The 25,473-nt window shown below is 61.5% G+C and carries 22 protein-coding genes and 1 tRNA gene; 19 read left to right on the top strand and 4 right to left on the bottom strand.

The features are described from left to right. Window positions 1-64 precede the first annotated feature (64 nt). From hflK to AC07UB_RS07535, 4 genes are all read left to right on the top strand, one after another. Window positions 65-1,207: an FtsH protease activity modulator HflK gene (gene hflK, locus AC07UB_RS07550; RefSeq protein WP_492792566.1), complete on the top strand. Its 1,143-nt coding sequence runs from the start codon at window positions 65-67 to the stop codon at window positions 1,205-1,207. Further along, window positions 1,204-2,103, top strand: coding sequence for a protease modulator HflC (gene hflC / locus AC07UB_RS07545; RefSeq protein WP_492792567.1), 900 nt, complete (start codon window positions 1,204-1,206; stop codon window positions 2,101-2,103). The genes hflK and hflC overlap by 4 nt, the downstream gene beginning before the upstream one ends. 34 nt (window positions 2,104-2,137) lie before the next feature. Then, complete coding sequence (locus AC07UB_RS07540) at window positions 2,138-2,338, top strand: DUF2065 domain-containing protein (protein WP_492792568.1); 201 nt, start codon at window positions 2,138-2,140, stop codon at window positions 2,336-2,338. Window positions 2,339-2,535: 197 nt separating this feature from the next. Beyond that, window positions 2,536-4,059, top strand: coding sequence for a DegQ family serine endoprotease (locus tag AC07UB_RS07535; protein WP_492792569.1), 1,524 nt, complete (start codon window positions 2,536-2,538; stop codon window positions 4,057-4,059). A gap of 66 nt (window positions 4,060-4,125) precedes the next feature. Here the strand turns inward: AC07UB_RS07535 and AC07UB_RS07530 are convergent, their stop codons facing one another. After that, window positions 4,126-4,959, bottom strand: coding sequence for an SDR family NAD(P)-dependent oxidoreductase (locus tag AC07UB_RS07530; protein WP_494651514.1), 834 nt, complete (start codon window positions 4,957-4,959; stop codon window positions 4,126-4,128). A 28-nt stretch (window positions 4,960-4,987) separates the two neighbouring features. Further along, entirely contained in the window at window positions 4,988-5,881 is an 894-nt protein-coding gene (serB, locus tag AC07UB_RS07525) for a phosphoserine phosphatase SerB (protein ID WP_494651515.1), read from the bottom strand. A gap of 9 nt (window positions 5,882-5,890) precedes the next feature. Between serB and miaA the strand changes: the two genes are divergently transcribed. The 8 genes from miaA to AC07UB_RS07485 all read left to right on the top strand — a co-directional run bounded on the left by miaA (window position 5,891) and on the right by AC07UB_RS07485 (window position 15,894). After that, complete coding sequence (gene miaA, locus AC07UB_RS07520) at window positions 5,891-6,880, top strand: tRNA (adenosine(37)-N6)-dimethylallyltransferase MiaA (protein WP_494651517.1); 990 nt, start codon at window positions 5,891-5,893, stop codon at window positions 6,878-6,880. Window positions 6,881-7,115: 235 nt separating this feature from the next. Continuing rightward, window positions 7,116-8,894, top strand: coding sequence for an acetolactate synthase 3 large subunit (locus AC07UB_RS07515; protein WP_492792573.1), 1,779 nt, complete (start codon window positions 7,116-7,118; stop codon window positions 8,892-8,894). 17 nt (window positions 8,895-8,911) lie between these two features. Next, window positions 8,912-9,454 (top strand): acetolactate synthase small subunit, encoded by a 543-nt coding sequence (ilvN, locus tag AC07UB_RS07510; RefSeq protein WP_492792806.1) that lies wholly within the window; start codon window positions 8,912-8,914, stop codon window positions 9,452-9,454. An 18-nt stretch (window positions 9,455-9,472) separates the two neighbouring features. Next, complete coding sequence (locus AC07UB_RS07505) at window positions 9,473-10,345, top strand: EamA family transporter (protein ID WP_492792574.1); 873 nt, start codon at window positions 9,473-9,475, stop codon at window positions 10,343-10,345. Between the two features lie 5 nt (window positions 10,346-10,350). Continuing rightward, window positions 10,351-10,956: a LysE family translocator gene (locus AC07UB_RS07500; RefSeq protein ID WP_492792575.1), complete on the top strand. Its 606-nt coding sequence runs from the start codon at window positions 10,351-10,353 to the stop codon at window positions 10,954-10,956. 155 nt (window positions 10,957-11,111) lie between these two features. Then, the gene (gene ilvC, locus AC07UB_RS07495; protein ID WP_494651520.1) at window positions 11,112-12,131 is read left to right on the top strand and encodes a ketol-acid reductoisomerase; all 1,020 of its coding nucleotides are present in this window, start codon (window positions 11,112-11,114) and stop codon (window positions 12,129-12,131) included. Between the two features lie 291 nt (window positions 12,132-12,422). Next, window positions 12,423-14,144, top strand: a complete 1,722-nt coding sequence (locus tag AC07UB_RS07490) for a sulfatase-like hydrolase/transferase (RefSeq protein ID WP_494652655.1) — start codon at window positions 12,423-12,425, stop codon at window positions 14,142-14,144. Between the two features lie 19 nt (window positions 14,145-14,163). Next, on the top strand, window positions 14,164-15,894 hold the full coding sequence (locus AC07UB_RS07485; RefSeq protein WP_494651522.1) for an LTA synthase family protein: 1,731 nt from the start codon (window positions 14,164-14,166) through the stop codon (window positions 15,892-15,894). Here the strand turns inward: AC07UB_RS07485 and AC07UB_RS07480 are convergent. After that, window positions 15,891-17,453 (bottom strand): glycine betaine ABC transporter substrate-binding protein, encoded by a 1,563-nt coding sequence (locus tag AC07UB_RS07480; RefSeq protein ID WP_494651523.1) that lies wholly within the window; start codon window positions 17,451-17,453, stop codon window positions 15,891-15,893. The two genes, AC07UB_RS07485 and AC07UB_RS07480, sit on opposite strands and share 4 nt — an antisense overlap. After that, window positions 17,450-18,235: an ATP-binding cassette domain-containing protein gene (locus AC07UB_RS07475; RefSeq protein WP_492792808.1), complete on the bottom strand. Its 786-nt coding sequence runs from the start codon at window positions 18,233-18,235 to the stop codon at window positions 17,450-17,452. The genes AC07UB_RS07480 and AC07UB_RS07475 overlap by 4 nt, the downstream gene beginning before the upstream one ends. Before the next feature lie 104 nt (window positions 18,236-18,339). Between AC07UB_RS07475 and AC07UB_RS07470 the strand changes: the two genes are divergently transcribed. From AC07UB_RS07470 to AC07UB_RS07440, 7 genes are all read left to right on the top strand, one after another. After that, window positions 18,340-19,290, top strand: a complete 951-nt coding sequence (locus tag AC07UB_RS07470; RefSeq protein WP_492792579.1) for a polyphosphate kinase 2 family protein — start codon at window positions 18,340-18,342, stop codon at window positions 19,288-19,290. Between the two features lie 380 nt (window positions 19,291-19,670). Next, a complete protein-coding gene (locus tag AC07UB_RS07465; protein WP_492792580.1) occupies window positions 19,671-21,233 on the top strand; it encodes a 2-isopropylmalate synthase in 1,563 nt (520 codons plus the stop codon). 195 nt (window positions 21,234-21,428) lie between these two features. After that, window positions 21,429-22,430, top strand: coding sequence for a TRAP transporter substrate-binding protein (locus AC07UB_RS07460; RefSeq protein ID WP_492792581.1), 1,002 nt, complete (start codon window positions 21,429-21,431; stop codon window positions 22,428-22,430). A gap of 130 nt (window positions 22,431-22,560) precedes the next feature. Beyond that, complete coding sequence (locus AC07UB_RS07455; protein WP_492792582.1) at window positions 22,561-23,172, top strand: TRAP transporter small permease; 612 nt, start codon at window positions 22,561-22,563, stop codon at window positions 23,170-23,172. After that, window positions 23,169-24,497: a TRAP transporter large permease gene (locus AC07UB_RS07450; RefSeq protein ID WP_492792583.1), complete on the top strand. Its 1,329-nt coding sequence runs from the start codon at window positions 23,169-23,171 to the stop codon at window positions 24,495-24,497. Before AC07UB_RS07455 ends, AC07UB_RS07450 begins: the two co-directional genes overlap by 4 nt. A gap of 102 nt (window positions 24,498-24,599) precedes the next feature. Beyond that, the gene (locus tag AC07UB_RS07445; protein WP_494651526.1) at window positions 24,600-25,202 is read left to right on the top strand and encodes a Spy/CpxP family protein refolding chaperone; all 603 of its coding nucleotides are present in this window, start codon (window positions 24,600-24,602) and stop codon (window positions 25,200-25,202) included. 176 nt (window positions 25,203-25,378) lie between these two features. Further along, a tRNA-Lys gene (locus AC07UB_RS07440) sits at window positions 25,379-25,454 on the top strand. The last annotated feature ends 19 nt before the right edge of the window (window positions 25,455-25,473 follow it).

Raw genomic sequence — 25,473 nt, 5'->3', positions numbered from 1 at the left:
GCGCGTCCCCTATAAGGCCTGCTGATATTGCGGAGCGTGAGCTTTCGCGCGGAGGAGATCGACGATGCCGTGGAAGAATCAAGGCGGAGGCCCATGGGGTTCTGGCCCGAAAGGCCCCTGGGGGTCAGGTCCGCAATCGACCGGCCCGAAGCCGCCCGATCTCGAGGATCTTCTGCGTCGCGGACAGGACAAACTCCAGACCTTGATTCCCGGCGGGAACCTCAGCGGCATGGGCATTGCGCTCGTGCTGGTCGCGGCGCTGGCGATCTGGGGACTGTCCGGCTTCTTCCGCGTTCAGTCCGAAGAACTCGGCGTGGTGCTGCGCTTCGGCAAGCACGTGCGCACGGTGCAGCCGGGCCTGAACTATCATCTGCCTTACCCGATCGAGACAGTGTTGCTGCCGAAGGCGTTGCGTGTTTCGACGCTCAGCATCGGTATGCGCGTGGTTGACGACTCGCGGCGCGGCGGTGGCACCACCATCCGCGACGTTCCCGAGGAAAGCCTGATGCTCACGGGCGACGAGAACATCGTCGATGTGGATTTCACGGTCCTCTGGCGCATCAAGCCCGATGGCGTGGGCAATTTCCTGTTCAACATCCAGAATCCTGAAGGCACCGTGAAGGCGGTCGCCGAAAGCGCGATGCGCGACGTGATCGGCCGTTCGAACATTCAGCCGATCCTCACCGGCGCGCGCACCACGACGGAAGCCGCGGTGCTCGAACTGATGCAGAAGACACTCGACACCTACGGCTCCGGCGTTCTGATCCAGCAGGTGCAGATGCAGAAGGTCGATCCGCCTCAGCAGGTCATCGACGCGTTCCGCGACGTGCAGGCGGCCCGCGCCGACCTTGAGCGTCTGCAGAACGAAGCGCAGACCTATGCCAATCGCGTCGTTCCGGATGCACGCGGACGTGGCGCGCAGATCCTGCAAGTCGCGGAAGGCTACAAGGAGCAGGCGGTCGCCGAAGCGAAGGGCCAAAGCGCGCGCTTCCTGAAAGTCTACGACGAGTACAAGAAAGCGCCTGACGTGACCCGGCAGCGCATTTATCTCGAAACGATGGAACGCATTCTCGGCGGGGCGGACAAGCTGGTCCTCGATCAGGGCGCGAACGGCTCGGCGCCTGGCGTGGTGCCGTATCTGCCGCTCAATGAAATCGGACGCCGAGCGGCGCCGGCTGCACAGCCGCAGGGCGGGAGCACACGATGAAAAACGGCATTGCAGGTATCGTCTCTCTGTTCATTCTGCTGGTCGCGATCGTCGTCGGCTATAGCTCGGTCTTCACCGTCAGCCAGACCGAACAGGTCCTGCTGGTGCGGCTCGGCGAGCCGGTGCGCGTCGTCACCGAACCAGGGTTGAACTTCAAGGTGCCGTTCATCGATGCCGTGATCAGCATCGACAAGCGCATTCTCGATCTCGAGAATCCGGCGCAGGAAGTCATTGCCTCGGATCAGAAGCGGCTCGTCGTCGACGCGTTCGCGCGCTATCGCATCAAGGACGCGTTGCGGTTCTATCAGAGCATCGGTTCGATCCAGGCCGCCAACATCCAGCTCACCACGCTGCTCAACGCATCGCTGCGCCGTGTGCTTGGCGAGGTGACGTTCATCACCGTCGTGCGCGACGACCGCGATGCGCTGATGACCAAGATTCGCGAACAGCTCGATCGCGAAGCCGCCAACTACGGTATCTCGGTGGTGGACGTGCGCATTCGCCGCGCCGATCTGCCCGAGCAGAACAGCCAGGCGGTCTATCAGCGAATGCAGACGGAACGTCAGCGTGAAGCGGCCGAGTTCCGCGCGCAGGGCGGCCAGAAGGCTCAGGAAATTCGTTCCAAGGCCGACCGTGAAGCGACCGTCATTATCGCTGAAGCCAACTCGCAGTCCGAGCAGATCCGCGGTGAAGGCGACGGCGAGCGAAACCGGCTGTTCGCCGAGGCTTACGGCAAGGACGCGGAATTCTTCGCGTTCTACCGTTCGATGTCGGCTTACGACACCAGCCTGAAGGCCAACGACACGCGATTCCTGCTGCGGCCGGATTCCGAGTTCTTCCGGTTCTTCGCCAATCCGGCAGGCAAGCCTGCTGCCAGCGCCGCGCCTCAGCGTTGAGGCGGGTGCACGATCAGGCAGGAGTCCTTGAAGGATGAGGTCGATTGGATTCGGTGACCTCCTTGTCGGGGTCGGGATAATGCTGGTGCTGGAGGGGTTGCTGTTCACGGCACTCCCGAACTGGATGCGCTCCGCGATGAAAAGCGCGCTTTCCTCGCCGGATAATATCCTGCGCGGCGTCGGGCTCGCGTCGGCGGTGGTGGGCCTGATCCTGATCTGGCTGGTTCGCCATTAGTGTGCGGACCTGCGGAACACCACACCAGGTTGTTTTCCGCCGGAATACGTATCGGCCTGACGCTGTTGTGAGGCATAAAGCCGGGTTTTTGCCGCAATCGGTGCGTTGATCGAGGCTTGGCGGTGCTTGCGTATGCACGCTTTTCCGGCGCACATTAGAGCCAAATGACCCGACCCTTTTCAGGAGACTTTTCGACCATGTCCGATGCGTTTCAAGCATTGAGCCGCCGCGTATTGCCGCTTGCCGCGGCCGTTGCCTTTGCCGTCGTTGCGACGCCCGCGCTGGCCCGTGGACCGGAAGGCGTTGCCGACGTCGCCGAGAAGGTGATCGACGCGGTCGTCAACATTTCCACCTCGCAGACCGTCGACGCCAAGAAGAACGACGACAGCGACAAGGGCAGCGACGAGCGGGGCAACAGGCGAGGGGTCAACCCGCAGTTGCCGCCGGACTCGCCGTTCAGCGAGTTCTTCGACGAGTTCTTCAAGAATCGTCGCGGCGGCGCTCCGGACTCCAGAGGAAACCAGGCGCGCAAGGTCAACTCGCTCGGCTCCGGCTTCATCATTGATACCGATGGCACCGTGGTGACCAACAATCACGTCATCGCCGACGCTGACGAGATCAACGTCATTCTCAACGACGGCACCAAGATCAAGGCCGAGGTGATCGGCAAGGACAAGAAGAGCGATCTTGCGGTCCTGAAATTCACACCGCCGGAAAAGAAGATCACCGCGGTGAAGTTCGGCAATTCCGACACGCTTCGCCTTGGCGAATGGGTGATAGCCATCGGCAATCCGTTCAGCCTCGGCGGCACGGTCACGGCCGGCATCGTCTCGGCGCGCAACCGCGACATCAACTCCGGTCCTTACGACAACTACATCCAGACCGACGCTTCCATCAATCGCGGCAATTCCGGCGGCCCGCTGTTCAATCTCGACGGCGAAGTCATCGGCGTGAACACCGCGATCATCTCGCCGTCGGGCGGCTCGATCGGCATCGGCTTTGCTGTGCCGTCCAAGACGGTCGTCGCGGTGGTCGATCAGCTGCGCCAGTTCAAGGAAGTCCGCCGCGGCTGGCTTGGCGTCCGCATCCAGCAGGTCACGGATGAAATCGCCGAAAGTCTCAACATCAAGCCGGTGCGCGGCGCGCTGATCGCCGGCGTGGACGACAAGGGTCCGGCCAAGCCCGCTGGTATCGAGCCGGGCGACGTTGTCGTCAGGTTCGACGGCAAGGACATCAAGGAGATGAAGGATCTTCCGCGCGCCGTAGCTGACTCGCCGGTCGGCAAGGCGGTGGATGTGATCATCATCCGCAAGGGTAAGGAAGAAACCAAGAAGGTGACGCTCGGCCGCCTTGACGACGGCGAGAAGCCGGTCGAAGCCTCCGCCAAGACGACCGCTCCGGTCGAGGCCGAGAAGCCCGTGACGCAGAAGGCGCTGGGTCTCGATCTGGCAGGTCTCAGCAAGGATCTGCGCACGCGCTACAAGATCAAGGACAGCGTCAAGGGCGTGATCGTCACCGGCGTCGATAGCGGCTCAGACGCGGCTGAAAAGCGGCTCAGCGCTGGCGACGTGATCGTCGAGGTCGCGCAGGAGGCGGTGACCAACGCGGCCGACGTCAAGAAGCGCATCGACCAGTTGAAGAAGGACGGCAAGAAGTCCGTGCTGCTTCTGGTGTCGAACGGCGCGGGCGAGGTTCGGTTCGTCGCGCTGGCCGTGAAGTAACAACCGCTTTTATCATCATGCGTGATGGCCGGGCATTTGCCCGGCCATTTGCATGTGAGGGAGTAGTTAGCGCGCCGCCTTGTCCATCGCGGCCAGGATGGCTGTAAATCTTTGTTCAGCCTCAGCGCGCATTTCAGGATGTGTGAACACGTAAAGTTCGTCGTCGCGGACCGCAGCGAGGACTTGCGCCGCGACATCTGCCGGATCGAGGCCGGATTCCACAAGCTGCGCGATCTGGGCGACCAGCGCTGCCGCCGGACTTGCGGGATCCAGCGTCGGCGTCGGGCCATACTGTTCCGGCCGGTTGCGCCCGCTTTCGCCTATGCGGGTGCGGACGAACCCCGGACAGAGGACGGATACGCCGATGCCGTGCGGTTTGAGCTGCATCGCCAGCCCTTCCGACATGGTGACTACCGCGAACTTGCTCGCATGGTACGGACTGAATCCGAGTCCGCTCACCATTCCGGCCATGGAAGCGGTGTTGACGAAGTGACCGCCTTCACCGTGGGCCCGGATGTGCGGAAGGAAGGTGCGGATTCCGTGCAGGACTCCCATCAGGTTGACGTCGAGCACCCATTTCCAGCTGTCGAGCGAGATGCTGTCGATGCCGCCGCCCGCCGCGACACCGGCGTTGTTGCAGACCACATGGACATTCCCGAATGCGTCGAATGCAGCTTTGGCGGCGCGTTCGACGCTGAACGGGTCGGTCACGTCACAGGTAATGCCGCGCACGTTCGGCCCGAAATTGTGCAGGCCTTTGACCGCATTATTCAGCGCGTCCGTTTCGATATCGGCGAGCATCACTTTCATGCCCGCTTCCGCGAACGCCCGGCCGAGCGCCAGACCGATGCCGCTCGCGCCACCGGTCACGAATGCAGTCTTGCCAGCAAGGTTACGCATGGCTCAGTCTCTGATAGCTACTGAATGCTTAGTCCGCCGCAAACTCGCTGCGCTTGTAACCTTGTGCGTACAGCAAAGCCGTGAGATCGCCATGGTCGATCCGCGCGCCGGCGGCCGCGGCGACCGCGGGCTTGGCGTGATAGGCGACGCCAAGGCCAGCCTTTTCGATCATGCCGAGATCGTTGGCGCCGTCGCCCACCACCAGCGTGTCCAGATTGTCGAGGTCGAACGATTCACGAAGATCGTACAGCGTCGCGAGTTTCGTCTCGCGCCCTAAAATCGGGTCGGTGACTTCTCCCGTCAGCTTGCCGTCGTTCACGAGCAATTCGTTGGCGCGGTTTTCCTGAAACCCGATCATCTCGGCAACGGCTTTCGTAAACAGCGTGAAACCACCGGACACCAGACAGGTATAGGCGCCGTGCGCGCGCATGGTGCGGACCAGCGCGACCGCGCCCGGCGTCAGTGTGATGCGGGTCTTGAGAACCTCGTCGACCACCGTGACCGGCAACCCCTTCAGCAGCGCCACGCGTTCGCGCAATGCAGGCTCGAACTCGATCTCGCCGCGCATGGCGCGTTCGGTGATCGCGGACACGTGCGCCTTGAGACCGGCAAAATCGGCCAGTTCGTCGATGCACTCCTGGCCGATCATGGTGGAGTCCATGTCAGCCAGAAGCAGCTTCTTGCGCCGATCGATCTGCGGCTGCACCACCACATCGACGCGGACGCCGTTCATGGCTTCGCGCAGGCGATCAGAAATTGTGCGAATGTCATCGTTGCTGCTAAACCGGATGTCGGCGGCTATGCCTTCGGACAGCCAGTCGCCGTGCTCGGGCGAGGGCAGCGCGGAACGCGCAGCGTCGATCGCGGTCGAGTCGAGTTCGGATTCGGCGGGATTGCAGATCAGCGTGGCGACAAGAGACATGACGGCTCGATGTTGAAAGATGGCGTGAAGGACAACGGCGGCACCAAGGCCGTGCTTATCGCAGGGCCAACGGCCAGCGGCAAGTCGGCGTTGGCGCTCGCTCTTGCGGAAGTAACCGGCGGCGTCGTGATCAACACCGATTCCATGCAGGTTTATCGCGACCTGCGGGTGCTCACGGCGCGCCCCACACCCGACGAGGAAACACGCGTGCCACACCGGCTGTATGGATACTGCGACGCTGCCGTGAACTGCTCGGCTGGCTCGTGGATTGCCGATGCGGCGGCTGTTCTCGCGGAGACGCGGGCCGCGAACCGGCTGCCGATCTTCACCGGCGGCACGGGTCTCTATTTCAAGGCGCTGACACGCGGACTGTCGGCGGTGCCGCCGATTCCGCAAGCGGTGCGTGACGAGGTTCGTGCGCGTATGGACCGTGACGGTGTCGAGGCGCTGCATGCGGAACTGGCGCGGCGCGATCCGATCTCGGGTGCAAAGCTGAAACCGCGCGACAGCACACGCGTGGCGCGCGCATTGGAGGTGATCGAGGCGACGGGACGCGCGCTTCCGGACTGGCACAATGAGGGCCTGCCGCCGTTGCTCGCGCCCGAGGGCGTCAAGGCGCTGTTTCTCGCACCGGATCGCAAGGAGCTTTACGCGCGCATCGATGCGCGATTTTCAGCGATGCTGGAGCAAGGCGCGCTGGACGAGGTCGCCGCACTCGCGGCGCGCAAGCTCGATCCGATGCTGCCGGCGATGAAGGCCCACGGCGTGCCGGCGCTGACCCGGCATCTGGCCGGCGAGATCACGCTGGAGCAGGCCGCCGATATCGGCCGCGCCGACACCCGCCACTACGCCAAGCGGCAGTTCACCTGGTTCAGGCACCAGTTGCCGGAATTCGAGTGGATGCTGGTTGGGGCGGCCTGGTCGTGGCTCTCCCATGCACTTTCGCTCTCGCCGAACATCCCGGAACCGGCTAGTCTGAAACCCTCGGCGCGGGCTTGACTTTCGGCTGTCTGGCCGTATAACCCGCGCAACCTTTGGAAATCTGTAGACGATCATGCGCAATAAAGTTACCGACCTTCTTGTTATCGTCGTACCCTGGCGCACCGCCGGGGGTAGCTGACGGCTACCCACGACAAGGCGGTGTGCGAAGGGTCCCTCTCGGACCCTTTTTTGTTTCCGAACTCGACCAACACTTCGATTAGATCGCGCGCAAAAAAGCGCCCCGGAGCGAACCATGAGTGACAGCAAGAAACACGACCCCAACCAGATGACCGGCGCGGCGATGATCGTGCGCGCGCTTGCCGATCATGGGGTCAAGCACCTTTTCGGCTATCCGGGCGGTGCGGTGCTTCCGATCTATGACGAGATTTTCCAGCAGAGCGAAGTCGAGCACATCCTCGTGCGTCATGAGCAGGGCGCGGGTCATGCTGCAGAAGGCTATGCGCGCTCCACCGGCAAGCCGGGCGTCGTGCTGGTCACATCGGGACCGGGCGCGACCAACATGGTGACGCCGCTGACCGACGCGCTGATGGATTCGATTCCGCTGGTCTGCATCACCGGGCAGGTGCCGACGCACCTGATCGGCAACGACGCCTTCCAGGAATGCGACACCGTCGGCATCACACGGCCCTGCACCAAGCACAACTGGCTGGTGCGCGACGTCAACGATCTGGCGAAGGTGCTGCACGAGGCATTCTATGTCGCGACCACGGGCCGTCCCGGTCCTGTGGTGGTGGACGTGCCGAAAGATGTGCAGTTCGCGGTGGGCACCTATCATCCGCCGCGCAAATCGGACGTGCATATTTCCTACGCGCCGCGTGTGAAGGGCGACGCCGTCCAGATCCGCAAGGCGGTCGCGCTGCTCGCGTCGGCCAAGCGTCCGGTGATCTATTCCGGCGGCGGCGTGATCAACTCGGGTGCCGAGGCTTCCAAGCTGCTGCGCGAACTGGTCGAGGTCACGGGTTTCCCGATCACATCGACCTTGATGGGACTCGGCGCCTATCCCGCGTCGGGCAAAAGCTGGCTCGGCATGTTGGGCATGCACGGCACCTACGAAGCCAACATGGCCATGCATGATTGCGATGTGATGCTCTGTGTCGGCGCGCGCTTCGACGACCGCATCACCGGCCGCACCGATGCGTTCTCGCCGAACTCGAAGAAGATCCATATCGACATCGACCCGTCGTCGATCAACAAGAACATCCGCGTCGACGTGCCGATCATCGGCGACGTCGCCAACGTGCTGGGCGATATCCTCACGGTGTTCAAGGCGGAAGCGAAGAAGCCGAAGATCGATCCGTGGTGGTTCGAGATCGGTCGCTGGCGCGCGCGCAACTCGCTGGCCTTCAAGAAGAACAACGACGTCATCCTGCCGCAATACGCGATCCAGCGTCTGTTCGAACTGACGAAGAAGCACGACACCTACATCACGACCGAAGTCGGTCAGCATCAGATGTGGGCCGCGCAATTCTTCGGCTTCGAGCAGCCGCATCGCTGGATGACCTCCGGCGGCCTCGGCACGATGGGTTATGGCCTTCCGGCGGCGCTCGGCGTGCAGGTGGCGCATCCGGACAGCCTCGTCATCGACATCGCGGGCGACGCCTCGGTACAGATGACCATGCAGGAAATGTCGACGGCGGTTCAGTACGAATTGCCGATCAAGATCTTCATCCTGAACAACCAGTACATGGGCATGGTGCGCCAGTGGCAGCAACTGCTGCACGGCAATCGCTTGTCGCATTCCTACTCCGAGGCGCTGCCGGATTTCGTCAAGCTCGCTGAAGCCTATGGTGGCGTCGGGATTCAGGTGATGAAGCCGGGCGATCTCGACGGCGCGATCAACGAGATGATCAAGGTCAAGAAACCAGTGCTGTTCGATTGCCGCGTCGCCGCGCTCGAAAACTGCTTCCCGATGATTCCGTCGGGCAAGGCGCATAACGAGATGCTGTTGCCCGCGGAAGCCAATGACGAAACGACCGCCGCGGCCTTCGCCGGCGGCAAGGCGCTGGTGTGATCATGGACGCAAAAACAATGGAACAGCCTGCATCCGCCTACTTCATGGAAGATCGTCACGATCCGAACGAGACGCACACCTTGTCGGTTCTCGTGCAAAACGAGCCCGGCGTGCTCGCGCGCGTGATCGGGCTGTTTTCCGGCCGTGGCTACAATATCGACAGTCTCACGGTGTCCGAGACAGAACACGCCAAGCACATGTCGCGCATCACCATCGTCACCACCGGTACGCCGATGGTGATTCAACAGATCAAGCATCAGCTCGACCGCATGATCCCGGTCTATCGCGTGGTCGATATGACCACGATGGGCCGCTCGATCGAGCGCGAGCTTGCGATGGTCAAAGTGAAAAGAAGCAGCGACCCGCATGTCGAGGCATTGCGTCTTGCGGAGGCGTTTCGCGCCCGCGTGATCGACGCGACGACGGAAAGCTTCGTGTTCGAGATCACCGGTGGAACGGCCAAGATCGATCAGTTCATTGCGCTGATGGTGCCGCTCGGGCTCATCGAGGTGTCGCGCACCGGCGTTGCCGCCATCGGGCGCGGACCGGATGTCATGTAATTGCGTGCATCCTGATCCATGAAACCGATCGATATTGTGCTGGCCGTCGCGGTGGCCGTGATCTGGGGGATTGGCTTCGTGCTGACCCGGGTTGCGGTCGATGAGATGTCGTCGATATTGTTTACGACGCTGCGCTTTGCCATCACGGCGCTGCCGTGCCTTTTTCTTCCGCGCCCGAAATTGTCGTGGAGGCTTGTGGTAGCGATCAGCTGGATGCTGGTCGCGCAGTTCTTGACGCAGACTTACGCGATAGCTCATGGCGTGCCCGCCGGGTTAACTGCCGTGATCGTGCAAAGCCAAGCCCTGTTCACAGTCGCTTTCGCGGCTCTGTTTTTGCGTGAGTTGCCGACGCGCGCTCAGGTGCTGGGCATTGCGATTGCCACGTGCGGATTGCTGTTGATCTGTTTTACGGTCGGTTACGATTTCAGCGTCCTGGCCTTCGCAGTATTGATGGCTGCGCCGGTCTGCTTTGCCGTGTCCAACCTGCTGCTCCGCCGCGCGCAAGATGTATCGATGCTGAATCTGTTTGCATGGATCGGTCTTTTTGCGATGGTGCCGTTGTTGCCATTGTTGCTGACGATCGACGGTGCCAGCGTGACATGGCATTCGCTGACGCATCTCTCGTTCAAGGTTGTAGCCAGCGTATTGGCGTTAGCGCTGCTCGGAACCACGCTTGGCTACTGGATCTGGGGACGCTTGCTGGGGAACTACTCCGCCGCGCAGGTGGTGCCGTTCGCGCTGCTGGTGCCTTTTTTCGGCGCCGGTGCATCGAGTCTCGTATTTGGCGAGACCTTTGGCCCTTTGCGCTTGACCGGCATGATCGTCGTCGTGATGGGGATTGCCGTCATGCTGTTCTCGCGTCGTCCGCCCCCGCTTGTTGAAGTGGCCTGAACGCCATGATCTCCCAGCAACTCGCCATCGCGTTTATTGCCTTCGCCGCCGCGACGCTGTTCACGCCGGGGCCGAACAACGTCATGCTGATGGCGTCGGGGTTGAATTACGGGTTCCGTCGCACATTGCCGCATGTCGCGGGCGTCACCATCGGGTTTTCGTTTCTGGTCGCGGTGATCGGGCTCGGGCTCGGAGCCGTTTTCGCGGCTTATCCGATTTTGCACACCATCCTGAAATACGCCGGCGCGGCTTACCTAATCTACCTCGCCTTCGTGATTGCGATGTCTGGTCCTGAAAACACCGATGGCAGCGGCGAGGGGAGGCCGATGACGTTCCTCGGCGCGGCGTTGTTCCAGTGGGTCAACGTCAAGGGCTGGGTGATCGCCGTCGGCGCTGTAACGGCCTACGCCGCCATCGCCGCATATCCGCTGAACATCGCGACGCTCTCGATCCTGCTGTTCGTGATCGGGCTGGGCTCGTCGCTGACCTGGGTGCTGCTCGGCACCTCGCTGCAGTCGCTGGTGAAGTCGCCGCGCGCGGTCCGTATCTTCAACATCGTCATGGCCCTGCTTCTGCTGGCCTCGCTTTACCCCGTTCTGAAGGAGCCTTGACCTCATTGCACTGCAGAAATGGCCGTCCCGGACTTGTCTCGCAGCGCCAGCCGCCCTACACAACGGCGGCAATTCATCCGGGCCTTAGCGGCCTGATCCATCCGAAAAATGCATGAACATGGCCAATTGTGGCCGCCGAATAGGAGATAAAAGCCATGCGTGTTTACTACGATCGCGACGCCGACCTGAACCTGATCAAGGGCAAGAAGGTGGTCATCATCGGTTACGGCAGCCAGGGCCATGCCCACGCGCTGAACCTGAAGGACTCCGGCGTCAAGGACGTCGCGATCGCGCTCCGCAAGGGCTCCGCGACCGCCAAGAAGGCCGAAGCCGCCGGCTTTAACGTGATGGAAGTCGCCGAGGCCGCGAAGTGGGCCGACGTCATGATGATGCTGACGCCTGACGAATTGCAGGGCGACATCTACCGCGAGCACCTGCACGACAACATGAAGCAGGGCGCGGCGCTGCTGTTCGCGCACGGCCTCAACGTGCATTTCAACCTGATCGATCCGCGTGCCGATCTCGACGTTCTGATGGTCGCGCCGAAGGGTCCGGGCCACACCGTGCGCTCGGAATATCAGCGCGGCGGCGGCGTGCCCTGCCTGATCGCGATCAGCAAGGACTCGTCCGGCAATGCGCATGATCTCGGCCTGTCCTATGCCTCGGCCATCGGCGGCGGTCGTGCCGGCATCATCGAGACGACCTTCAAGGAAGAGTGCGAGACCGATCTGTTCGGCGAGCAGGCTGTTCTTTGCGGCGGCACCGTCGAACTGATCCGCGCCGGCTACGAGACGCTGGTCGAAGCCGGCTACGCGCCGGAGATGGCTTACTTCGAGTGCCTGCACGAACTGAAGCTGATCGTCGATCTGATCTATGAAGGCGGCATCGCCAACATGAATTACTCGATCTCCAACACCGCCGAATACGGCGAGTATGTCACCGGCCCTCGCATCATCACGGCAGAGACCAAGGCGGAGATGAAGCGCGTGCTGGCCGACATTCAGTCCGGCAAGTTCACCCGCGACTGGATGCTCGAGAACAAGGTCAACCAGGCTTCCTTCAAGGCCACCCGCGCGCGCGCCAATGCGCACGACATCGAGGAAGTGGGCGCCAAGCTCCGCGACATGATGCCGTGGATCAAGAAGGGCGCATTGGTCGACAAGACCAAGAACTGAGTTTGCTTCCTTCCTTGGCGGGAGGACGAGCATTCGTTAACGGGACCGCATCCGCGGTCCCGTTTTTCGTTGCAGCGCGCCAAACGGATCAGCCCTTCCAGTGCAGAACCCCGGCTTAACGCCCGCTGAACAGACGAAGCCAAACCCCTGCGGCTAAAGATCAAGTTGCGCGGGTATGACGGTTACATTACGATTTTGTGACACGTTGCGGTTTCCGGCCGCGCGTTTTGCCTCCTGGCCGCCGCCAGCCAAGGCGTCAGGACAGTGCCGGGTGTAGTTCGCGTCAAGGCAATGTTGCCCCCGCCGACATCAGTGCCGCCTACGCTGCCCCCCGCCAAGACGGTCGCGGGCGCTCTTGCACCTGTCAGATACTGGCAGCTTCTCGCGGTGGCTATGCCGCATCTCGCAGCTCTCGGTCTGCTGCTGCAAACCGAAACCGATTTCGGTTCGCGCCTCGTCTTCCTGCTGTGCTGGGCTGTGCTGAACTTTTCCTGGATCGCCGTGTTGCGGCGGCCTGCGCTGTCGGGCGCGCTGTCGCTGACGCTGATCGTCGTGCTCATTCTGCTGTCGCGTCTCAAACACGACATCGTGCAGATGACCGTGAACTTCGTCGATCTCATGATGATCGATCGCGACAGCGTCGCGTTCCTGTTCACGATTTTTCCGAACCTGCGCTGGTCGGCGGTGTTCAGCGCGCTGCTGATCGTTCCGCTGATGGTGGCGCTCTGGCGGCTCGACCCGTTTCGCATTCGCCGGCTTCCGGCCGCCGCCGCTGCGCTCGCATGTGTCGCCGGACTTGCCGGTTTCTCGCTGGCGTGGCCGCAGGAGGACTGGCGCGGATATTACGCCGACAATTACATCTCGAAGTTCGCGCGCTCGGGCGTGATCGCGATTTCTGATTTTGCCAATGACGGCTTCATGGAATCGGACGCGGCAACCGTCGAGCGCCTCAAGCTGCCGCTGGAGGAAGCCTGCCATCCGGCAGGGCGCCGTCCGCACATCATCATGATCCACGATGAGTCGAGCTACGACATCCGCTCGGCGTCGCAAATCAAAGTGCCTGCGGGCTACGGCAGCCAGTTCGTCTCCGGCGACGGCAAGGTGCGGAAGTTCCTCGCCGAAAGCAACGGCGGCTCAAGCTGGCTGACCGAATACAATGTTCTCACTGGTCTTTCGTCGCGCTCGTTCGGCAGGTTCTCCTATTTCGTCACGCGAATTGCAGCCGGCCGCGTCGAGCGGGGCTTGCCGCTTGCGCTGCGCCGCTGCGGCTACAGCACCGTTTCGCTCTATCCGGCCTATGGCGCGTTCATGAGCGCGCGGAGTTTCCAGACCACCACCGGCATTCAGAAATTCTACGATGCGCGCGATCTCGGTGCGAAGGGCCTCGAACCTGATGGCTTCTTCTATGACAACGCAGTCCGGCTTCTGTCGCAGGAAAAGCAGGGCACGCCGGTCTTCATGTATGTCTATCTCGGCGCCAATCACTTCCCGTGGGCGTCCACCTTCCGCCCGGAGCGGACGCCGGCGTGGCGCAGTCTCGGCAACGAACCGAAGATCGACGAATATCTGCGCCGCCAGACCATGAGCGCGCAGGATTACAATGCGTTCGTCGCCAAGCTGAAGAAACAATTTCCAACCGAGCCCTTCCTGATCGTGCGTTACGGCGATCATCAGCCCGAGTTCTCGTCCCTGATCATTGAACCGAACCTGACCGAGGCCGACATCGCCAAGCGGCTGATGGTCTACGATCCGCGCTACTACGCGACCTACTACGCTATCGACTCGGTCAATTTCAAACCGGTCGGCAGCCCGACGGCGATGGAGACCATCGACGCGGCCTATTTGCCGCTGGTCATTCAGGACGCGGCGGGTATTCCCCTCGATCCGTCGTTCGAGGAGCAGAAGAAGATCATGCTCCGCTGCAAGGGGTTGTTTTATTCGTGCAAGGACGGCGCGGAGGCAAGGCGGTTCAATCGCCTGCTGATTGACGCCGGGTTCGTCAAGAACCTCTAGCCAAGGCGGATTCAGCATCATGTCAGCCACCACGACATCGATCCGCAACCGGGGCAAGCTTCTGTTGAAGCGGCTTGGCGACGGCGGGTGGCTCCGGCGTGCGCGTGTTGCGCTGATCGCCGCCATACATCTTGCTGCGGTCGTGATTCTGGCGTCGGTCGAATATGGCCCGTTTGCGAACACGGTGGCGCTGCTGACATGGGTGCTGCTGAATTGCCTGTGGCTGGCCGTGTTGCGCCGGCCTGGCATCAGCGCGGCGCTGTCGTTGGCGCTGGTGGCGATTTTGATCGCGCTCTCGCAATTCAAGTACGGGATCATGCAGCTTACGCTGACGTTCCTCGATTTTCTGATCGTCGACCGTGATACGGTTTCGTTCCTGCATTCCATCTTCCCGCAACTCAAGACGCAATCCATCGTGCTTGCCGCGATCGCCGCGCCAGTAATGTGGCTGATCTGGCGGGCGGACCCGTTCCGGATTCGCCGTGCGGTGTCGCTTGCGGGTGCAGCCGTTTGCGTGTTGCTGATCACGGGACTTTCGGTGGCGAATCCCGAGCAGCCGTGGGAGCCGTTCCAGGGCGTCAACCACATCTCCAACCTCGCGCGGTCCGGCGTGGTGTCGGTGTCGCACCTGACATCGACCGGCTGGATCGAAGCCGATCCTCCGAATCTGATCGGGTCCGCGCAGGCTTCGCCGCTCGCGGAATGTGCGCCGGGCGCCAAGCGGCCGAACATTGTCATGGTGCTCGACGAGTCGAGCTTCGACATCAGTGCTGCGCCGGGCATCAAGGTGCCCGAGGGGTATCGCGATTTCTTCAAGTCGGCGGACGGGCAGCAGCGGTCGTTTATTACGGAATCCAGCGGCGGGCCGACCTGGTACACCGAGTTCAACGTCCTGACGGGGTTGTCGGCGCGGTCATTCGGCAAACTCAAGTTTTACGTGACGCGGATCGCGGCGGGAAAGATTTCGCGCGGACTGCCGCAGGCATTGGAGCGGTGCGGCTACCGGACGTTCTCGCTGTACCCGACCTATGGAAACTTTCTTAGCGCGCGTGATTTTCAGAAATCCGCAGGCGTCGGCAAATTCATCGACATGGCCGACATGGGCGTCGCTGAGGATATGCAGCCCGACAAATTCTATTTCGACAAGGCATTGCAGTTGATCGCAAAGGAGCGGAAGTCCGAACAGCCGATGTTCGTGTTCGTGTATCTGACGGCCAACCATTTTCCGTGGACGTCGAGCTACCGGACTGACCTTACGCCGGCCGGTTGGACTGCGCCGGGCAACACCGCCGAAGTCGACGAATATATCCGCCGTCAGGCGATGACCGCTTCGGACTATTCAGACTTTGTCGCGCGGCTGAAGGCCGATCATCCTGACGAGCCGTTCCTGCTGGTGCGGTTCGGCGATCATCAGCCGGCCATTTCGCAGAAACTGCTGGAGCCGAAATTGCCGCAGGCTCTGCTGGCGGACCGCCTGATGCGGCACGATCCGCGCTATTACAAAACCTACTATGCGATCGATGCGCTTAACTACAAGCCCGACATGTCGTCAGCGCTGGAGACGCTGGATGCCGCGTATCTGCCGCTTGCGATTCAGGAAGCCGCGCGAATTCCGCTCGACCCGACATTCATCGAGCAGAAGAAGATCATGCTGCGTTGCCGGGGCTTGTTCTATTCGTGCCGGGAGGGCGCGGAAGCGAAGCGGTTCAATCGCCTGCTGATCGATGCCGGGTTCGTAGAAAACCTCTAACGCTTTCCGATTTCGTCCCACAGCCATCGTGCGACCGCATCCGGTGAACTGGCGCTGTCGCCGCCGGCCGCGCGCAGGTTGGCCGCGCGCATCGCGGCAATGTCAATACGGCCGAGCAGCGGCTGCAACGCCTTGCGCAGCTTTGCGTCATCGGCTCGTTTGGGCGAGACGAGGACGATGGCGTCGTAAGGAGGGATCGCGGATTTTGGATCGCTCAGCACGATGAGGTCATATTTCGCGATCAAACCGTCGCTGGTGTAGCCCGCGATCACATCGACCTCGCCGGAAGCCACGGCCGCATACATGAAATCCGGCTGCATTTGCCGCTGCTGGCGAAACGTCAGATTGTAGCTTTGGCGCAGCGCCGCCCATTCCGGCCGGGAGAAAAACTCATAGTCGCCGGCAATCGAGAGTGACGATGCGCGCGGGGCAAGATCGGCAATGGTCTGGACGCCGAGTTCTTCGGCGCGCTTGCGCGGCATCACCAGCGCATAGGCGTTCTCGAACCCGAGTTCGCCGAGCAGCGCGATGCCGTATTTGTTGTTGAGGGTGGCGGTCAGGTCGTTCAGCAGTTTCTCGCGCGGCTTGACGTCGGTGCGTTTGAACTGGTTGGCCCACAGGGTTCCGGAATAGTCCACATAAACGTCGATGTCGCCGGAGGCGAGCGCCTCGAAGATCACGTTGGAGCCGAGCCCTTCGCGGGAACTGGCCGATAATCCTGCTGCTTGCAGTCGCTGGGCGATCAGCGACGAGAGGATGTATTGCTCGGTGAACGTCTTTGCGCCGACGACATAGCTTGTTTTCGCGCGGGCCAGCGACGGCATCAGCGTCACGCCGATCAGCGCGACAATGCCGAGGAATCCCAGCACGACGCGGATGCGGCTGTGCAGCCGCACGCCGGTTTCGATCAACGCCAGCAGTTGATCGACGGCCAGCGCCAGCGCCGCCGCCGCGGCGCAGCCGAACAGCACGAACACCCAGTTCTGCGTTTGCAATCCCGCGAAGATGTAATTGCCGAGACTGGTCTGGCCGATGGGGGTGGAGAGGGTGGCGGTGCCGATCACCCAGACTGCCGCCGTCCTGATACCAGCCATGATGACCGGCAGCGCCAGCGGCAGTTCGACCATTGTCAGTGACTGGCGTGGCGTCATGCCGACGCCTTCGGCTGCTTCCATGATTGCGGGATCGATGCCCTGCAAGCCGGTGATGGTGTTCCGCAGCACCGGCAACATGCTGTAGAGCGCGAGCGCCAGCACCGACGGCAGGAAGCCGAAGGCCGAGAAGCCATACCCGAACCACTGCAATGACACGGCAGCCAGCGCCAGCAGCAATGGATAGAACAGCGCCAGCAGCGCGAGACCCGGAACGGTCTGCACGACGCTGGCGATGCCGAGCACGATGTCGCGCGTTAAAGGTTGCCGTCGTACGATCAGCGCCAGCGGAAAACTGATGGCGAGGCCGAGCGCCAGCGCAGCGAGGCTGACGCGAACATGATTGCCGAGATAATCCGGCAGCCGTGTCAGCGCGTCGCTCCAGCGCGGGTCGGACAACAGCGTCATGGTCCACTCTTCGGCAACAGCTCCTGCAACCGTGCCGCCTGACGACGCGGCGTGTTGAGCAGTTCGCCGACATAGGCGTCGGCGCTCTTCGACAATTCTTGCGCGGTGCCTTGTGCGACAAGCCGCCCCTCACGCATCACCGCGACACGATCCGCGAGCAGCAATGCTTCCGCCATGTCGTGGGTGATCATGACGGTGGTCAGTTCAAGGTTGTGATGAAGCGCGCGATAGTCCTCGCCGAGCGCATCGCGGGTGAGGGGATCGAGTGCGCCGAACGGCTCGTCCATCAGGACGATTTTCGGTTTCGCCGCTAATGCGCGCGCCACGCCGACACGCTGGCGCTGACCGCCGGACAATTCATGCGGGAAACGATCGCGATGACTACGTTCCAGCCGCACCAGATCGATCAACTCGTCAACGCGCGCGGAAATCTCCTGCGCCGGCGTGCCCAACAGGCGAGGGGTGATGCCGATATTGCCGGCGACGGTCATGTGCGGAAACAGTCCGCCGCTCTGGAACACGTAGCCGATGCTCCGGCGCAACGCGATCGGGTCGACCCCGCTCACGTCGTCGCCCTGCACGCGCACCGCGCCGCTGTCGGGGACGATTAGATGGTTTGCCAATCTCAGCAGCGTGGTCTTGCCGGAGCCCGAGCCGCCGACCACCGCCAGGAATTCGCCCGCGGCGACCGTGAGCGACACACCGTCCAGCGCCCTGGGGCGGCCATGCTCGAAACTCTTGCCGACGTTCTCATAAGCAATGGCGGGGGCGGCATCATTCATGGCGTCATGATGGCCCATCGGCGGGAACCTGTCGACGGTTCGCCACTGGCGGACATGTTCGCTGCCGTGTAGCTTCCACGCGATCAATCGGAGTATCCTGCATCATGGCGAAGAACGACAAGGCCTCACAACCGCGCGCCAGGCAGTTGAAGTCCTATGTGGACCCCTTCCGTATCGATGGTTCGGGCGAGTTTCATCTCAAGTCGTACAAGCCTGCGGAGAAGGGCGATCTCGACAAGGACGCAGCTCACAAGATCATCGACGCCAATCGCGGGCGGATTCGGGAATTGCAGGAGAAGCTCTACGCCCACGACCGCTGGTCGGTGCTGCTGATCTTTCAGGGCATGGACGCATCCGGGAAGGACAGCGCTGTCGAACACGTGATGTCGGGCATCAATCCGCAGGGCTGTCAGGTCTTTTCGTTCAAGCAGCCGTCATCGAAGGAACTCGATCACGATTTCATGTGGCGCACATCGAAGTGTCTCCCCGAGCGCGGCCGCATCGGCATCTTCAACCGGTCCTATTATGAAGAATTGCTGGTGGTGCGCGTTCATCCGGAGATTTTAGCCAAGCAAAGGATTCCGCCCGAACTGGTCACCAAGAACATCTGGCGCGAACGCTTCGAGGATATTTCCGCATTCGAGAAGTATATCGCGCGCAATGGCACGCTGGTTCTGAAGTTCTTTCTCAACGTCTCGAAAGAAGAACAGCGCAAGCGGTTTCTCGATCGCCTCGAGGAGCCAGCGAAGAACTGGAAATTCTCGCTGGCCGATGTCGCCGAGCGCAAGCTGTGGGACAAGTACCAGGCGGCTTATCAGGATCTGATCCGCAACACTTCGGCAAAGCACGCGCCGTGGATTGTCGTGCCTGCGGACCACAAATGGTTTGCGCGCGTGGTGATCAGTTCAGCCATCGTGAGCGCGATGGAGAAGCTCGATCTGCACTTTCCAGAGGTGGACAAGAGCGCCGCCGGCGAATTGAAAAAGGTCCAGGCGGCGCTGGAGGGCGAGGGGCGACAAGCGGTCCCGGCGAGCAAGAAGGGTAGCAAGACGTGAGGGATACAGGGCCAAGCCGCTAAAAAGGACAGGTCTCCTGACCAATCTTTGGCGTTGCAGGGCTTCGTATTTCTCGTCTAGAACGGCCTGACGAGGCGCTTTCGGCAACCATCCGTCAACGGTTTGGGCCGATGATTCAGCTTCTCAGGGACTGAAATGATGATTCGCGGCGGCATTCAGGGACAGCAGGGAACGGCGGCGCAAGCTGCTGGCTTCATTGCGATTCCGGCTGCGCCGATTTCGTCCCTTCTTGGCGGGCTCCTGCTTCTTATCTGCCCCTGAGAGCCGTCTGGGCATTTGCGCCTGGGCACTCAGGGGTTCGAAGACAGCACCGAAACCCGAGCGCCTGACATGGCGCATTTGACCGAAGGATTATCCCGATGACCACCCAGCCCCAGTCCGCCAAGGACCGCGTCGTCATATTCGACACCACCTTGCGCGACGGCGAGCAATGCCCCGGCGCCACCATGACATTCGAGGAAAAGCTCGAAGTCGCAGCGTTGCTCGATACCATGGGCGTCGATATCATTGAGGCCGGCTTTCCGATCGCCTCCGACGGCGACTTCGAGGCGGTTCGCGAGATCGCCAAGCGCACCAAGAATGCGGTGGTTTGCGGCTTGTCGCGCGCGGCCCATAAAGACATCGACCGTTGCGCGGAGGCCATCCGGCCTGCGAAGCGCGGGCGCATTCATACGTTCCTGTCCACCTCGCCGGTGCACATGAAATACAAGCTCCAGATGGAGCCGGACGCAGTGCATGATCTGGTGATCTCGCAGGTCACCCGTGCGCGTAATCACACCGATGATGTTGAGTGGTCTTCGGAAGACGGCACCCGCACCGAGTTCGATTTCCTGTGCCGCTGCGTGGAATCGGCAATCAAGGCCGGCGCCACCACGATCAATATTCCCGACACCGTCGGCTACAGCGTGCCCGAGGAATATTACGACCTGTTCAAGCGCGTGCGCGAGAACGTGCCGAATGCCGACAAGGCCGTGTTCTCGGTGCATTGCCACAACGATCTCGGCATGGCCGTCGCCAATTCACTGGCCGGTGTGCGCGCGGGTGCGCGGCAGATCGAATGCACCATCAACGGCATCGGCGAGCGGGCGGGCAACGCCGCGCTCGAGGAAGTCGTGATGGCGATGAAGGTCCGTAACGACAAGTTGCCGTACTGGAACAACATCGACACTACGATGCTGACGCGCGCATCGAAGGCGGTTGCCGCGGCGACGTCGTTCCCTGTGCAGTACAACAAGGCCATCGTCGGGCGAAACGCCTTCGCGCATGAGAGCGGCATCCATCAGGACGGTATGCTCAAGAACGCACAGACCTACGAGATCATGCTGCCGGAAACTGTCGGCGTGAAGCAGACCTCGCTGGTGATGGGCAAGCATTCCGGCCGCCATGCCTTCATCCACAAGCTGGAGGAGATGGGCTACAAGCTGGCGCAGAACCAGCTGGAAGACGCATTCGTGCGCTTCAAGGCGCTCGCCGACCGCAAGAAGGACATCTATGACGAAGACATCGAGGCGCTGGTCGATCAGGAGATCGCCCACTCGCACGACCGGATTCATCTGGTGTCGCTGACGGTGATCGCCGGCACGCATGGTCCGCAGCGCGCGACCATGAAGCTCGACATCGACGGTCAGATCAAGATCGAGGAAGCTGAAGGCAACGGCCCGGTGGACGCCACGTTCAACTGTATCAAGTCGCTGGTGCCGAACGAGGCCAAGCTGGAGCTCTATCAGGTGCATGCTGTCACCGCGGGTACTGACGCGCAGGCCGAAGTTTCGGTGCGGCTGTCGCAGGATGGCCGCTCGGTCACGGCACGCGCAGCGGACCCGGATACCTTGGTGGCCTCCGCCAAGGCCTATCTCAGCGCGTTGAACAAGATCGTCATGAAGAAGCAGCGCGACATGCCGATCGCCGCTGCCGGGCACTGATAGCCTCTCAAATATCGCAATCCGATAAACGCGGTGCATTTTCGATGCACCGCGTTTTGCGTTGCAGCAACAGCGTGCAACACCCCTGCTAAGGGGCAATGGTCTTGACCGCGTCAGTCTGCGATGATCCGGTCTTGTCCGGACTTCGGAGCCGTTACACCAATGACGGTTCCCAACAATCCCTCGGGAGGTACCATGAAAAAAATCATTCTGGCCGCTGCGTCGATTGCGGCTCTCGCGCTGGTCGGGCCGGCTTCGGCCCAAGCCCCGATCATCATCAAGTTCAGCCACGTCGTTGCGCCCAATACCCCGAAGGGTCAGGGTGCCGAGAAGTTCAAGGAACTCGCCGAAAAATACACCAACGGCAAGGTGAAGGTTGAGGTCTATCCGAACTCGCAGCTCTACAAGGACAAGGAAGAAGTCGAAGCGCTTCAGCTCGGCGCGGTGCAGATGCTGGCGCCGTCGCTCGCCAAATTCGGCCCGCTCGGCGTCAAGGAATTCGAAGTCTTCGACTTGCCTTACATCCTGCCGGACAAGGCGGCGCTCGGTCGCATCACCAAGGGGCCGATCGGCAAAAGTCTTCTCGCCAAGCTCGAGCCCAAGGGCATCACCGGGCTCGCCTACTGGGACAACGGCTTCAAGATCATGACGGCCAACAAGCCGATGCATAAAGTCGCCGACTTCCAGGGCATGAAGATGCGCATTCAGTCATCCAAGGTGCTGGAAGCTGAGATGCGTGCACTGGGCGCTATTCCACAGGTGTTGGCGTTCTCCGAAGTCTATCAGGCGATGCAGACCGGCGTCGTTGACGGCAACGAGAACACGCCGTCGAACGTCTATACCCAGAAAATGCATGAAGTTCAGAAGCACGCCACGATCTCGAATCACGGCTACATCGGCTATGCGGTGATCGTGAACAAGAAGTTCTGGGATGGTTTGCCCGCAGATGTGAAGCCTCAGGTCGAAAAGGCCATGGCGGAGGCGACCGAGTTCTCCAACGACATCTCGCAGAAGGAAAACGATGACGCGCTGGCCGCGATGAAGAAGGCCGGCACGACCACGTTCTACGAGTTGACGCCTGCGGAACGTGCGGAATGGATGAAGGCCCTTGAGCCCGTGACGAATGACATGGCCTCACGCGTCGGCAAGGATCTGATCGCCGCGTTCCAGAAGGAGGCCAACGCCAAGACCAACTGACAAGATTGGTCAGCAGGCGTTAAAGAGTGGTCCGGATCGCCCGGGCCACTTTTGTCTGGTAGGGTAAAGCGGGGCATCAGTTGAATATCGAAACGCGCAAAGACGCGGCCGCTGCGGGTGGGGGGCTCACTTGAAGTTATTTTTTCGCGTCCTCGACCGCCTCGAGGAAACCCTGATTGCCACGCTGATCGCGGCGGCAACGGTGGTGATTTTCGCGGCTGTTGCGCATCGCTACACGACGGATTTCGTGGTCAATCATCGCACCTGGCCCGGAGCGCCGCAGATTTACGCGTTCCTTGCCAGCATTCACCTGTCCTGGGCGCAGGAGCTATGCATCTACATGTTCGTGTGGATGGCGAAGTTCGGCGCGGCCTATGGGGTGCGGACCGGCATTCACGTCGGCGTGGACGTTCTGGTGTTGGCGCTCAGCCCGAAATGGCGCAAGGGAACAATCCTGTTCGGTCTGCTGTGCGGCGCGCTGTTTACCGGAATCATCGGCACCATGGGCGCTAGCTTTGTCATTGGGCTTTCGGCCACCGATCAGACATCGCCTGACCTCGAGCTGCCGAGCTGGATCGTCTATCTCTGCATTCCGCTCGGGTCGTATCTGATGTGCTTCCGTTTTCTTCAAGTTGCCTACGCCTATTGGAAGAGCGGAGAGCTTCCGCATCATGATCATTCGCATGTCGAAGGCATCGATGTCAGCGAAGCGGTCGGGCCGACGCCGGAGGGCGTCCGATGACAACCGCAATTATCTTCGCTTTGCTCATTGCTCTTATGCTGACCGGCATGCCGATCTCGATCGCGCTCGGTCTTACGGTTCTGACGTTCCTCTTCTTTCTGACCAACGTGCCGATTGAAGCGGTGGCGTTGAAGCTGTTCACCGGCATCGAGAATTTCGAGATCATGGCGATCCCGTTCTTCATCCTTGCGGGAAATTTCCTGACCCATGGCGGCGTCGCCAAACGCATGATCAATTTTGCGACCTCGATGGTCGGGCATTGGTACGGCGGCCTTGGTCTGGCCGGTGTGATGGCTTGCGCGTTGTTCGCGGCAATCTCCGGGTCTTCTCCGGCAACGGTGATCGCAATTGGTTCGATTCTGATGCCTGCGATGGTCGCACAGGGGTTTCCCAAGCGTTTCGGTGCGGGCGTCATCACGACCTCGGGTGCGCTCGGCATCCTGATTCCACCGTCTATTGTGATGGTGATTTATTCCGTGGCGACGGGAGGCAGCGTCGCATTTGGGCCGGGTGGCGAGCGCGTGACATCGGCGTCCGTCGGTCAGTTGTTCATGGCAGGCGTGATTCCCGGCATCATGTTGGCCTCGCTGCTTGGTCTGACCACCGTCTATCGGGCGTGGAAATATGACTACCCGCGGTTACCCCGCGCGACATGGGCTCAGCGGATAAAGGCATTCCGCGAATGCATCTGGGGACTGCTGCTGATCGTGATCGTTCTTGGCGGCATTTACGCAGGCTTGTTCACGCCGACCGAAGCCGCCGCCATGAGCGCGGTCTATGCGTTCGTCATCGCAGTGTTCGTCTACAAGGACCTCACGTTCCGCGATGTGCCCCGCGTGCTGCTCGGCTCCGCCAACATGAGCGCGATGATCCTCTACATCATCACCAACGCGGTGTTGTTCTCGTTCCTGATGACCAGCGAGCAGATCCCGCAGCAGCTTACGGCCTGGATGCTGGATAAGGGGGTCAACTGGATCACGTTCCTGATCTTCGTCAACATCCTGCTTCTGGTTGCTGGAAACGTGATGGAAGCAAGCTCGATCGTGCTGATCACTGCGCCGATCCTGTTTCCGATCGCTGTGAAGCTTGGCATCCATCCGGTGCATCTCGGCATCCTGATGGTGGTTAACATGGAAGTCGGCATGTGCCATCCGCCGGTGGGGCTAAATCTCTACGTCGCCTCGGGCATTGCGAAGATGGGCATTACGGAACTCACCATCGCGGTGTGGCCATGGCTGCTGACCATGCTGGGATTCCTGGTCGTCGTGACATTCGTGCCGGAGATATCGCTGTGGCTGCCGCGGACGCTGGGGATGCTGCGTTAGCCGGCCTGCATTAATGGGCGTTCACCTAGGTGTCGAAAGCTTAAGTTGAAACCGCGGCACCGGCTGTCATCTTCGGGGAAGTTTCACCCCGGAGATGCTCCCATGAAGAAAGCCATTCTTGTCGGCGTTGCGGCAGTCGCGATCATCGGCTCCACTGCCGTCTACGCGCAGCATCGCCATCATCATCACCGCATGAGCACGGAAGACCGGGCGGCGTTCGTCGACGCGAAGATCGCTGCCGTGAAGGCCGGCCTGCAACTGACGCCAGATCAGGAAAAGATGTGGCCGCCGGTCGAGGCGGCGGTGCGCGATTTCGCCAAGCAGCGCATCGCGCTTGCCAATGCGCGCGCCAGCGCGCGGGATGCACGCCGCGCTGAAGGGGATCAGCGGGGCTCCCAGGATCGTGCGCCCGGCGAGCAAGGCGCGGCAGATCAGACGACCCGCGATCCGGTGACGCGCCTGCGCGACCGGGCGGATCGGATGGCGGCAACTGCCACCAGCCTGAAGCAGATCGCGGATGCGGCCGATCCGCTCTACAAGAGCCTCAACGATGGTCAGAAGCGGCGGCTGTCGGTGCTGACCCGGATGGGTGGGCGCCATGGCTGGCGCGAACACGGCTTTGAGCGGGGCTTTGACGGCGACCGATTCGAACGGGATCGCGGTCCGGGCCGTGAGCGCGGTGAGGGGCGCTCCGAGCGCCTTTAAAACGCGCCGCGAGGTCCTTCGAGATGCAGAAACCGCCGGATTTACGGCGGTTTTTCGCGCCCGGAACCGCTCCAGGCCGGTTCTGTTGGAGGCCGGGAAAACCCGCCAGCATTGCTGGACATGGCGGGTTCGCTTTGCTAAACGACGCCGTCCTCAACGGACATCCGGTTGGATCCGGGCGCATAGCTCAGTTGGTAGAGCAGCTGACTCTTAATCAGCGGGTCCCAGGTTCGAGCCCTGGTGCGCCCACCATTTAAATCAGACACCTCGC

This window comes from Afipia sp. GW821-FHT04G03 (assembly GCF_059419985.1).
The sequence above is the reverse complement of the archived record's forward strand: the minus strand, read 5'-3'. Positions and strand labels throughout refer to the sequence as shown.

Coding starts and splice junctions, on each gene's coding strand:
- miaA (WP_494651517.1), top strand. CDS start 5,891: ATGTTGAAAGATGGCGTGAAGGACAACGGCGGCACCAAGGCCGTGCTT.
- AC07UB_RS07470 (WP_492792579.1), top strand. CDS start 18,340: ATGGCGAAGAACGACAAGGCCTCACAACCGCGCGCCAGGCAGTTGAAG.
- AC07UB_RS07500 (WP_492792575.1), top strand. CDS start 10,351: ATGATCTCCCAGCAACTCGCCATCGCGTTTATTGCCTTCGCCGCCGCG.
- AC07UB_RS07475 (WP_492792808.1), bottom strand. CDS start 18,235: ATGAATGATGCCGCCCCCGCCATTGCTTATGAGAACGTCGGCAAGAGT.
- ilvN (WP_492792806.1), top strand. CDS start 8,912: ATGGAACAGCCTGCATCCGCCTACTTCATGGAAGATCGTCACGATCCG.
- AC07UB_RS07450 (WP_492792583.1), top strand. CDS start 23,169: ATGACAACCGCAATTATCTTCGCTTTGCTCATTGCTCTTATGCTGACC.
- AC07UB_RS07535 (WP_492792569.1), top strand. CDS start 2,536: ATGTCCGATGCGTTTCAAGCATTGAGCCGCCGCGTATTGCCGCTTGCC.
- hflC (WP_492792567.1), top strand. CDS start 1,204: ATGAAAAACGGCATTGCAGGTATCGTCTCTCTGTTCATTCTGCTGGTC.
- AC07UB_RS07505 (WP_492792574.1), top strand. CDS start 9,473: ATGAAACCGATCGATATTGTGCTGGCCGTCGCGGTGGCCGTGATCTGG.
- AC07UB_RS07445 (WP_494651526.1), top strand. CDS start 24,600: ATGAAGAAAGCCATTCTTGTCGGCGTTGCGGCAGTCGCGATCATCGGC.
- AC07UB_RS07540 (WP_492792568.1), top strand. CDS start 2,138: ATGAGGTCGATTGGATTCGGTGACCTCCTTGTCGGGGTCGGGATAATG.
- AC07UB_RS07490 (WP_494652655.1), top strand. CDS start 12,423: ATGTTGCCCCCGCCGACATCAGTGCCGCCTACGCTGCCCCCCGCCAAG.
- AC07UB_RS07465 (WP_492792580.1), top strand. CDS start 19,671: ATGACCACCCAGCCCCAGTCCGCCAAGGACCGCGTCGTCATATTCGAC.
- AC07UB_RS07515 (WP_492792573.1), top strand. CDS start 7,116: ATGAGTGACAGCAAGAAACACGACCCCAACCAGATGACCGGCGCGGCG.
- hflK (WP_492792566.1), top strand. CDS start 65: ATGCCGTGGAAGAATCAAGGCGGAGGCCCATGGGGTTCTGGCCCGAAA.
- AC07UB_RS07480 (WP_494651523.1), bottom strand. CDS start 17,453: ATGACGCTGTTGTCCGACCCGCGCTGGAGCGACGCGCTGACACGGCTG.
- AC07UB_RS07530 (WP_494651514.1), bottom strand. CDS start 4,959: ATGCGTAACCTTGCTGGCAAGACTGCATTCGTGACCGGTGGCGCGAGC.
- AC07UB_RS07460 (WP_492792581.1), top strand. CDS start 21,429: ATGAAAAAAATCATTCTGGCCGCTGCGTCGATTGCGGCTCTCGCGCTG.
- serB (WP_494651515.1), bottom strand. CDS start 5,881: ATGTCTCTTGTCGCCACGCTGATCTGCAATCCCGCCGAATCCGAACTC.
- ilvC (WP_494651520.1), top strand. CDS start 11,112: ATGCGTGTTTACTACGATCGCGACGCCGACCTGAACCTGATCAAGGGC.
- AC07UB_RS07485 (WP_494651522.1), top strand. CDS start 14,164: ATGTCAGCCACCACGACATCGATCCGCAACCGGGGCAAGCTTCTGTTG.